This is a genomic window from Blautia sp. HCP3S3_H10_2 (assembly GCF_052122375.1).
Lineage (GTDB): Bacteria > Bacillota > Clostridia > Lachnospirales > Lachnospiraceae > Blautia_A.
Genome location: NZ_JBQKCL010000001.1, coordinates 352,636 through 361,787, shown reverse-complemented (window position 1 = coordinate 361,787; position 9,152 = coordinate 352,636). Strand labels below are relative to the sequence as shown.

General features: G+C 43.6%; 10 protein-coding genes and 1 pseudogene. 3 read left to right on the top strand and 8 right to left on the bottom strand.

Annotated features, from left to right (window positions below; all coding sequences use genetic code 11):
• The first annotated feature begins 98 nt into the window (after positions 1 to 98).
• Positions 99 to 986, top strand: a complete 888-nt coding sequence (locus ACTQWB_RS01720; protein WP_441500048.1) for a LysR family transcriptional regulator — start codon at positions 99 to 101, stop codon at positions 984 to 986.
• Positions 987 to 994: 8 nt separating this feature from the next.
• On the opposite strand, the gene ACTQWB_RS01715 is transcribed toward ACTQWB_RS01720, so the two are convergent.
• From ACTQWB_RS01715 to ACTQWB_RS01705, 3 genes are all read right to left on the bottom strand, one after another.
• Positions 995 to 1,825 (bottom strand): P-loop NTPase, encoded by an 831-nt coding sequence (locus ACTQWB_RS01715; RefSeq protein WP_441500047.1) that lies wholly within the window; start codon positions 1,823 to 1,825, stop codon positions 995 to 997.
• A gap of 180 nt (positions 1,826 to 2,005) precedes the next feature.
• The gene (locus ACTQWB_RS01710) at positions 2,006 to 2,362 is read right to left on the bottom strand and encodes a metal-sensing transcriptional repressor (RefSeq protein WP_441500046.1); all 357 of its coding nucleotides are present in this window, start codon (positions 2,360 to 2,362) and stop codon (positions 2,006 to 2,008) included.
• A 110-nt stretch (positions 2,363 to 2,472) separates the two neighbouring features.
• The gene (locus ACTQWB_RS01705) at positions 2,473 to 2,700 is read right to left on the bottom strand and encodes a hypothetical protein (RefSeq protein WP_441500045.1); all 228 of its coding nucleotides are present in this window, start codon (positions 2,698 to 2,700) and stop codon (positions 2,473 to 2,475) included.
• A 177-nt stretch (positions 2,701 to 2,877) separates the two neighbouring features.
• On the opposite strand from ACTQWB_RS01705, the gene ACTQWB_RS01700 reads away from it, so the two are divergent.
• Positions 2,878 to 3,450: a xanthine phosphoribosyltransferase gene (locus ACTQWB_RS01700; RefSeq protein ID WP_441500044.1), complete on the top strand. Its 573-nt coding sequence runs from the start codon at positions 2,878 to 2,880 to the stop codon at positions 3,448 to 3,450.
• Positions 3,451 to 3,549: 99 nt separating this feature from the next.
• Here ACTQWB_RS01700 and ACTQWB_RS01695 read toward each other — a convergent pair whose 3' ends face one another.
• Both ACTQWB_RS01695 and ACTQWB_RS01690 read right to left on the bottom strand, forming a co-directional pair.
• On the bottom strand, positions 3,550 to 5,019 hold the full coding sequence (locus tag ACTQWB_RS01695; RefSeq protein ID WP_441500043.1) for a substrate-binding domain-containing protein: 1,470 nt from the start codon (positions 5,017 to 5,019) through the stop codon (positions 3,550 to 3,552).
• A 71-nt stretch (positions 5,020 to 5,090) separates the two neighbouring features.
• Complete coding sequence (locus ACTQWB_RS01690) at positions 5,091 to 5,741, bottom strand: hypothetical protein (RefSeq protein ID WP_441500042.1); 651 nt, start codon at positions 5,739 to 5,741, stop codon at positions 5,091 to 5,093.
• Positions 5,742 to 5,801: 60 nt separating this feature from the next.
• On the opposite strand from ACTQWB_RS01690, the pseudogene ACTQWB_RS01685 reads away from it, so the two are divergent.
• Positions 5,802 to 5,888, top strand: a pseudogene (locus tag ACTQWB_RS01685) (DUF6783 domain-containing protein); the annotation flags it as partial.
• Positions 5,889 to 5,894: 6 nt separating this feature from the next.
• On the opposite strand, the gene ACTQWB_RS01680 reads toward ACTQWB_RS01685, so the two are convergent.
• The 3 genes from ACTQWB_RS01680 to ACTQWB_RS01670 all read right to left on the bottom strand — a co-directional run bounded on the left by ACTQWB_RS01680 (position 5,895) and on the right by ACTQWB_RS01670 (position 8,963).
• Positions 5,895 to 6,620 (bottom strand): type 1 glutamine amidotransferase, encoded by a 726-nt coding sequence (locus ACTQWB_RS01680; RefSeq protein ID WP_441500041.1) that lies wholly within the window; start codon positions 6,618 to 6,620, stop codon positions 5,895 to 5,897.
• A complete protein-coding gene (locus ACTQWB_RS01675) occupies positions 6,617 to 7,954 on the bottom strand; it encodes a MurT ligase domain-containing protein (RefSeq protein WP_441500040.1) in 1,338 nt (445 codons plus the stop codon). The genes ACTQWB_RS01680 and ACTQWB_RS01675 overlap by 4 nt, the downstream gene beginning before the upstream one ends.
• 151 nt (positions 7,955 to 8,105) lie before the next feature.
• Positions 8,106 to 8,963, bottom strand: a complete 858-nt coding sequence (locus ACTQWB_RS01670) for a phosphatidylinositol-specific phospholipase C/glycerophosphodiester phosphodiesterase family protein (RefSeq protein ID WP_441500039.1) — start codon at positions 8,961 to 8,963, stop codon at positions 8,106 to 8,108.
• Positions 8,964 to 9,152 lie beyond the last annotated feature (189 nt).

Genomic DNA, 9,152 nt, shown 5'->3' with positions numbered 1-9,152 from the left:
CTCAACAGACATACCTGTTGAGCATGAAATTCACAGCTGGTTCATCTAAAAGGGATAAAACAAATCACATTACTTTTTTTCAAAAGCAGGAGGTTTCCATGGATATCAATCTTGAATTATACAAATGCTTCTATTACGTTGCCACCACCTTAAGCTTCTCCGAAGCTTCCCGACAGCTTTTTATCTCCCAGTCTGCTGTGAGTCAGGCCATCAAGGCTCTGGAGAAAAAGCTGGGACACGAGCTGTTCTTCCGTAGTACCAAGAAAGTATCCCTCACTCCTGAAGGGGAAGTTCTTTTGCAGCATGTGAAGCCTGCCCTGGAAATGCTCTCCCAGGGAGAAGCACAGCTTCTCGGGGAAGATGGGCTTTCCGGGCAGCTGCGAATCGGTGCCAGTGATACCATCTGCCGCTATTTTCTTATTGATTATCTGAAACGTTTTCACCAGGATTATCCAGGTGTCCGGATCAAGGTTACCAACAGCACTTCTATCGGCTGTGTGGAGCTTCTTGACAACCGCCAGGTAGATCTGATCGTATGCAACTTTCCTAATTCAAAGCTTTCCGCACATAAGAAAACCCAGGTGGTAAAAGAATTTCAGGATGTGTTTATCGCCAATCCGGATTATTTTCCCATTGAAGGAAAAACACTGGAAATAAAAAAACTGATGGAGTTTCCTCTCCTTATGCTTTCTTCCAAAAGCACAACAAGCGAATATCTCCATCAGTTTTTTGCAGCGCACAGACAGAACCTTATTCCCGAAGTGGAACTAAACAGCAATGACCTTCTTGTTGATCTTGCCCGCATCGGCCTTGGGGTTGCCTGTGTGCCGGATTATATGCTGTCTGTCCTGCACGGACAAAGCCATTCCCTGTCCAGGATAACCCTGAAACAGCTACTTCCCACCCGTCAGCTGGTACTGGTACATCATGATACCCTGCCATTGCCTCAGGCAGCTGAGAAATTTATGGATTATTTTCATATCTGAGATTTTTATTACTGTGGCATAACAGCGTCTGCAGCCTCAATATAAGGGTTATCGATCTCATCAAATGCACCATCATCAACCTTGGCTGCATAAGCCGGGTCAATTGGCATTTTGCCAAGAACCGGTACGTTTAAGGATGCTGCGATTTCATCAATGTGGCTCTCGCCGAATACCTTCAGCTCTTTGCCGCAATCTGGACATTTCACATAGCTGTAGTTCTCTACAAGGCCCAGAACCGGTACCTTCATCATTCCAGCCATGTTATAAGCCTTCTTTACGATCATGCTTACAAGATCCTGTGGAGAGGTCACGATCACGATTCCCTGAATCGGAAGGGACTGGAATACAGTCAGCGGAACATCACCTGTTCCTGGCGGCATATCTACAAAAAGATAGTCTACATCGCCCCAGATTACATCTGTCCAGAACTGTTTTACCATGTTGCCAAGGATCGGTCCACGCCAGATAACCGGAGTGTCCTCAGTAGGGAGAAGGAGATTGATGGACATTACTTTGATTCCATTCTTAGTCTCCATCGGGAAAATACCACTGTCATCTGCCTGGGCAGCCCCTTTCAGGCCGTACATTTTCGGAATAGACGGACCTGTAATATCTGCGTCAAGGATTCCTACTTTATAGCCTTTCTTCGCCATTCTGTTTGCAAGGGAAGCGGTCACAAAGGATTTCCCAACGCCGCCCTTACCACTTACAATGCCGATCACATGCTTTACATTTGACATTGCATTCATCGCAGCCTGCATGCTCTGCGGATTTTTCTTGCTGGCGCAGCCCTCGCAGCTTGATTTGTCGCAAGTCTTGCTGTCACATTCTTTTGCCATTTTTATATCTCCTTTTTCATAATATCCAGGTAACTGTTGGACGCCAGGCGGATTTTCGGTTACTGTTCACTCCGTGACCTGTAACGATTTAAATGCCAGTCATGCTTGCATAATCAACACATTTGCACAAAAATCCATTCCCACAGCGATAGGTAAATCTCTGACAGTTACATGTATTTTTTACTTCATAAACCGGTCGATCGCACGTTCCAGTTCCTTGATTGCATCCTTGTCTCCATGCTCTACTGCATCCACAATACAGTGCTCAATATGATCCTGCAAAATGATCTTACCTGTATTGTTGATTGCAGATTTCACTGCGGAAAGCTGGATCAGAACTTCGCTGCAGTCCCGTCCATCTTCTACCATCCGCTTAATGGATTCCAGGTGCCCAATGGCCCGGGAAAGCCGGTTCAGCACAGCTTTCGTCTGTGCGTGACTATGGTGATGTCCGTGTTCTCCATGGGAATGCATGACTGTGGTGCCATCTTCCAGAACATGGGTATGCAACTGCTCATTTGTTTTCTCCTCGATCATGTCATCCCCCTGTAAATTTCCAGTCTTTTCAGTTTCTTACTGACTATTGCGGCCAGAATTTTCTTTTCAACCATATTTTTTATTATATCATAATTCTCATGATTATGCACTTATATTTCAGTAAAAGAACAGCGCTGTTTAATCTGTGAAGTCTGAATATCAAAAATCACAGTTCCATCTGCAAGAACGGTCTTCTCATAGGATACTTCCCTGCCTTTGAATTTATTCTTCACATATTCCTCCGGATCTTCTAATTCCAGTTCTTCCACAAATACATCACGCATCTGATTTCGTGGACATTTATTGAAAATTTCCCAGATTACTTCGTATTCTTTCATCTTTTCTCCTCACTTTATGTGTGCCTGATACCTGCTTACTGATTTCTAATATCTACCTGAATTTCATTATAGATATTTTACACTTTTTTGTCAAAAATAATTGAACTTCTCACAAGAATGTCGTATCATAGAAATATTAAAATAAAAACGACGAAAAGCCGAGAAGGAGATATAGCCATGCAGCTTTTAAAAGAACGTATTCTGAAAGATGGTATTGTTAAGCCAGGTAATATATTAAAAGTAGACAGTTTTTTGAATCATCAGATGGACATTGACCTGATCAATGAGATTGGTAAAGAATTTAAGGCCCGTTTTTCAGACTGCCCGATCACTAAGATTCTTACGATTGAAGCTTCCGGTATCGGCATTGCATGTATCGCAGCACAGTACTTCCATGTTCCTGTAGTCTTTGCTAAGAAATCCCAGAGTGTAAACCTTGACGGAGAAATGTACTGCACCAAGATTGAATCCTTTACCCATAAGAAAGTATATGACGTTATCATTTCCAAGAAGTTCCTTGGACCAGAGGATCACGTTCTTCTGATTGATGATTTCCTTGCAAATGGCTGCGCTCTCCTTGGACTGATCGACATTGTCAAAAAATCCGGTGCCACTCTCGAGGGAGCTGGTATCGTTATTGAAAAAGGCTTCCAGCAGGGCGGACAGCAGATCCGTGATATGGGCGTCCGTCTGGAATCTCTGGCTATCATCGACTCTATGACCGATGATTCCCTGACTTTCCGTGAATAAAATCTGTGCTATTTCCACATTTCATATGAATAAGCGTATACGAACAAAAGCAGCTGTAGGGAACTGATTTCCAGTTACTCTTACAGCTGCTTTTTATTGTTATTTCGCTTTTCCGACAGCCAATGCATCGGTACTGCTTTCTTCGTTCCCACCATTTTCTACTGACGGAACTTCTTCTGTAGTAATTTCCGGGTTCTCTTTTGGCGTTACATCTGCAGTATTTCCAATAGCACCAGGCTCTGGTGTAAGACTGGCGCTTGGTGTCACAGAAGCCTCCGGTGCAGGACCAGCTTCCTCTGGCGTAGGAGTAGGAGAAACATCCGGTGCGATCATCTCCGCCAGATAAAATCCATTATCCACCAGAATCTGGTAATTGTCTTTATCGATCAGCTTCCCATCACAGGTAGCGGTTCCGATGATTTTCACTCCATTATCGTACTGGGAATAGTTGCTGATCTCAACATCGTCCCCTTTCAGATAAGTGTCTACAAGCGTCACACAGGCCTCGGCCAGATCTCGTCTGTCCATCATAACGGTAAAGCCTAATTTTCCTTCTGCAATACTCTTTACCGCTTCCGCCTCTGCATTCACACCTGTGATCAGCGGCCAGGTCTCATCTCCTGGCTGAATCTGTTTTGCCTCTACAATATCCATGGCTGCCAGTGCAAAAGCATCCTCTGCAGTACAGATGATATCCGGCGTTTTTTCCTGATGATAATATTCGTCAATTACTGATTCCAGCTGTTTTTTTGCAGTGCTCGTATCGCCTTCTGCAATGGCAGTTTCCTCAAATGTCGTTTTCCCGGAACGGCAGATCAGGGTTCCATCATCTATATAATCCTGCAAACCTTCCATAATTCCATTGAACAGGAAAAGAGAGGCATCATCGTCCGGTGCACCCATTAAAAACTCGATGGTTCTGACACCTCTGTCCTCCCGGACCTTATCCAGTTCTGCTTTCTTTACTATATTATCTGCGATTTCTTTTCCGATTGCCCGTGTATTAAAGGCAACGAAGTATTTTACATTAGCAGTATCCATGATCAGGTCATCATAATCAATTACAGGAATTGACTGCTCTTCTACCTGTTCCAGCACATCTGTGAGAGAATATGGATCTACCGGGGAGATTACCAATGCCTTTAACTTCTCATCCTGAAGCAGTTCCTGAATCTGGGAAATCTGGGTATCTGAATCGTTTCCTGCGAAATAAAGTGCCGGATTATACCCAGCCTCCTCCAGGCGTGATTTCAGTTCTGCCCGTTCCAGACTGCTATTAATATCCTCTCCCTCTTCTGGAAGCAGTACTCCAACTTTGTCAAGATTTTCCCTGGATGCCTGGGAGTCCTGCGTATCATCTGTCAAAGAATCCTCTGCCTGGGAGCTTTCATTGTCCTGTTTTTCGGACTTTTGTTCCTGGCTGCTCTCAGTGTCAAGATCTCCGGTACCCTCTTTTTCTGTTTCCACACTTTCCTTTACCGCCTCTGTAGCCTCATTTTTCCCACAGCCGGTCAAAAAAGTGCTGCATACCAGAACTCCAGACAGGATTGCTGCGATTTGCTTTTTCATAAAAAAATCCTTTCTATGTAGCTTTTATAAGGAGCCAATCTTTTTATTTCTGCACAAAACATAAAAAGCTCTCATTTATACTGCTTTAATATATTCTTCAGATATTCCCGGTACGCCTGAACCGATTTCTTAGGTTTCAGGATAACTACATCCCGTCCCATCTGTGTAAGCCATCCATAAAATTCCGGATTCTCATCCACCTGCACAGATGCTACAAAACAGTCATCCTCTTTTTCTTTATACTGGGCATAATTTCCAAGTGCAGCTATAATATCATTCTTTTTCTTATTGCTGCAAAGCAGTTTTACCGGCTTATCTTCCTCAGAATCGGAAGGGGGAAGCAGCCAGGAAAGTTTCTTCTGTTTTGCCTGCACATTATCCTCTTGTCCTGAATTCTGCGCCGGAACGCTACCGGCTGGAGTCCCTGCGGTTCCTTCTGCGAATCCAGTATTACTGCCAGGAATATCCACGTTTTCCCTCTGATCAACGCTCTGTCCGGTTATATAATATCCCGTAAATTTTCCTCTTTTAAACTTAATATCCATGCCAAAGCTTCTGAGCACTTCCATATCATCATAAATACTTTTACGCTCTGCGCTTACTCCGTATTCCTGAAGCCTTCCAATGATTTCCTGCATAGTGCACGGATGTGTCTCACTTGTTTCTTTCAAAATTTTTTCAAGATATAGGAGTTTTCCTTTTTGATTGATTCCCTTTGCCATATCGTTCCCCTTATTTCTTATCTGCTGTTTTCACTGTCCATCTTTCTTATCTGCCAGAGCGTGTTTGAAAACGGCTTTCTTGCAAAATCTCCAGCAAAGTGGGGCATACAGATTGCATGGATTGTTTTTCAAACACATTTTGGTACACATACATCAGCTTTCTTTCACAAATCTATGATATACATAATCATTTGCAGCCTTTTCCTCTGTGTCATCAAGCGGTGCCAGCTGAATTTCTTCCCCATATTTCTTCTCAAGAGCATGAGCGATCAGCCAGTCTGCCAGCTGGGGATTCTTTGGAAGAAGCGGCCCGTGAAGGTATGTTCCGATCACATTCTTGTAGACTACGCCCTCATAGCCTGTTTTGCCGTCATTTCCAGAGCCATAAAGTACTTTTCCAAGCGGCTTACAGTTATTGATACAGGTTCTTCCACCGTGGTTCTCAAAACCCACTATCGGCATGTCAAAAAGCTCACTTTTTAACACAATATTACTGATGAGACGTCCTTCGCCTTGTTCTGTGTAAAGATCTACCAGGTCAAGTCCGGTAATGGTTCCCTGATCTGTCTTATAATATTTTCCCAGAAGCTGGTAGCCACCGCAAATAGCGATCACAACGCCTCCATCTTCTACATATTTCTTAAAATCAGGCTGGATCTCTTTCAATTTCTCACATACCAGCATCTGCTCCCTGTCTGAGCCTCCGCCCAGAAGCACAATATCCAGTCTGGAAAAATCGATCTTGTCTCCCAGCTCAAATGGAATAGTCTCAGCCTCAATTCCACGCCACTGGCAGCGTCTCATAAGACACTGGATGTTTCCTCTGTCTCCATACAGATTCAGGAGATCAGGATATAAATGTCCGATTGTCAGTTTCATTCCTTTTCTCCCTCCATTTTCTTAAGAATATTGTGAGTACTGAATAATGCTGTATAGTTTACGAGAACATACAGGTTGCCAACACCGTCCTCAATTCTCTTCCGGATAGCAGTTTCCACATCCTCTTCCAGCATAACCGGAATATCCACATATTTCATTCGTAGACGCATATCCTGACAACGGATTCCACTTACGGTAATGGAATGAATGCTTTCATCTCCAAGCAGATCGAAATCTACGTCCCAAAGCCAGGAAATATCCGTTCCATCCTGCGCATTGTCATTGATCGTGATAATGATATCTTTCTGGGATTTATCCTGCATAACTGCAGAAATATTCTGGTTAAATCCAGCCGGATTCTTGGCAAGATTCAGCATTACACCAGTGCCTTTAATGCGAAACTGCTCCATGCGGCCATTCTCAGGATTAAATTTCTGCAGCATATTCTGGAAATGGTCTCCTGAAAAACCAGCTGTGCGAAGGCCTGCATAAGCAGCCAGAATATTATATACATTATAAAATCCCTTGTAATTTGCAGTCAGACGCTTATCCTCTACCTGGAAGGACAGCTGATCGCCTACTTTTACATCCTGTGCGTCATACTGGATCGCTGGTCTTGCAAATCCACAGTTTGGACATTTGTAATCTCCTAACTGGCTATAGTGGTAAAAGCTGTATTCCAGTTTCGCACCGCACTTTTTGCAGAAGCGTCCCTCACGGATCTCATTGGCTGCACTTTTCTGTACCGGCTTGCTGATTCCGTAGGTAATATAGGAATTACCGCTGTCCATGGCCAGATAAGCGGAAAGTGCATCATCTGCATTTACGATTACCTGCATCTTTGGCACTGTACGGATCATTTCTTCCAGAATGTTCATCGTGATATCAATTTCACCGTAACGGTCCAGCTGGTCACGAAACAGATTGGTAAGCAGCATGTAATCCGGTTTCAGTCCGGGAAAAACATGGCGTGTAGAGGCTTCGTCAACCTCTATGCAGGCATAATCTGCATCCAGCTTACCTGTAGGACCTGCAGCCAGTACAAAAGCTGCCACAACGCCATTTAGCATGTTAGAACCGGTATGATTGCATACTACTTTCTGTCCCTCATTTTCCAGGGCTGCACAAAGCATATTGTTGGTAGTTGTTTTTCCATTGGTTCCACAGGTTACAAAGATTTTCTTTCGTACCTGGGAAGACAGATCTTCCAGAATATCCGGATTGATCTTTAATGCGATTTTTCCCGCCCAGGTAACTCCCTGGCGGCCCATTTTCCTGCAGACAAAGCCCGCAGTTTTTGCTGCAAAGACTGCAGCCATTGTTCTGATTTTCATGTGTATTTAATCCTTTTTGGTCGCTGCCTGCCATCTTCTGGCTGACAGCAGCTTTTTGTATAATTTTCGTGTGTTATCCGAATCATGAATCTGTCAATTATGAAAGCCTTTTTCGTTTTACGAAAGTCTTTTCGTTAGCGACAGATTCCTGTTAATCATCGAGAGTGGACTCTATCAGCACATCTGAACAGACGCCTTTTATTCCATCCGCCAGATATCCTTTTGCCACTTCTTTGTCATTTATGGTATAAATATATACCAAAATGTCCCGTTCGTCAAAAATTTTCTGCACATCTTCTGACCAATAATCTTTGTATATCGTTACCGCCTTGATTTTACTATTCTGACAGAAATCTGCAATCTCCCGCAGTTCATCCGCAGAATACTCCTGCCACAGGGAATAAATATATGCCGGAAACTTATATAGCAGGGCTGTTCCTGGATACATTGCAGAATTGTATATCTCAGGTATGATCTGTCCCAGAGTGTGTTCAATTCCAGCATTTATTGCAATTTCCCTGTACTGGGCATAATCATCCAGCGTACGCTGGTAATTGCGTACAGAGTATTGTTTGGAGTCCAGCATAACAAATGCATCTGGGTGCTCATCCAGCAGCTTTAGCAGGTCTTCAAACGTCAGCGGCGTATATTTTCCATATATGGGTGTGTTCAAAAATTCTTCAGAAGAGAGTACCTTACGCTCTTCCCCTTCCCACTGGCCAAGCGGTTCCTTCCAGTTGTGGCGGCATACCCAGACGCCATCACTTGTCTGTGTCAGATCCACTTCGAAAAGCCGGCAGCCTTTGTCATAATAATTGATAAAACTCTCACGGGAATTTAAGTATGTGAGACCATCCATTCCACCCAGGGCATGTGTTATAATGTTGTAATTTTCCCAGTTAAATTCCGGTATATTCACAGGAATATCTGCATTTGATTCTCTCTGGGCAGAGCCTGTCAAAAGGCAGGCCAACAAACAAATTTCGATAAAATAAATTAACTTTCTCACATCTGTATTCCTTATATTGTCTTCAGTTCAGGCTCGTTGCCCGCGTAAGCGAGTTTCACTCGTTAACGCAGCAGTCGCCAAGGTCTCATGCAAGCATGGACTTTGGCTTGTTGCCCGCGTATATTAAGAAAAAAGAGATATCTACGAAACGTAAATATCTCTTTCCATATGATCAGTAATTCAGTTTCG

Coding starts and splice junctions, on each gene's coding strand:
- ACTQWB_RS01720 (WP_441500048.1), top strand. CDS start 99: ATGGATATCAATCTTGAATTATACAAATGCTTCTATTACGTTGCCACC.
- ACTQWB_RS01715 (WP_441500047.1), bottom strand. CDS start 1,825: ATGGCAAAAGAATGTGACAGCAAGACTTGCGACAAATCAAGCTGCGAG.
- ACTQWB_RS01710 (WP_441500046.1), bottom strand. CDS start 2,362: ATGATCGAGGAGAAAACAAATGAGCAGTTGCATACCCATGTTCTGGAA.
- ACTQWB_RS01705 (WP_441500045.1), bottom strand. CDS start 2,700: ATGAAAGAATACGAAGTAATCTGGGAAATTTTCAATAAATGTCCACGA.
- ACTQWB_RS01700 (WP_441500044.1), top strand. CDS start 2,878: ATGCAGCTTTTAAAAGAACGTATTCTGAAAGATGGTATTGTTAAGCCA.
- ACTQWB_RS01695 (WP_441500043.1), bottom strand. CDS start 5,019: ATGAAAAAGCAAATCGCAGCAATCCTGTCTGGAGTTCTGGTATGCAGC.
- ACTQWB_RS01690 (WP_441500042.1), bottom strand. CDS start 5,741: ATGGCAAAGGGAATCAATCAAAAAGGAAAACTCCTATATCTTGAAAAA.
- ACTQWB_RS01680 (WP_441500041.1), bottom strand. CDS start 6,620: ATGAAACTGACAATCGGACATTTATATCCTGATCTCCTGAATCTGTAT.
- ACTQWB_RS01675 (WP_441500040.1), bottom strand. CDS start 7,954: ATGAAAATCAGAACAATGGCTGCAGTCTTTGCAGCAAAAACTGCGGGC.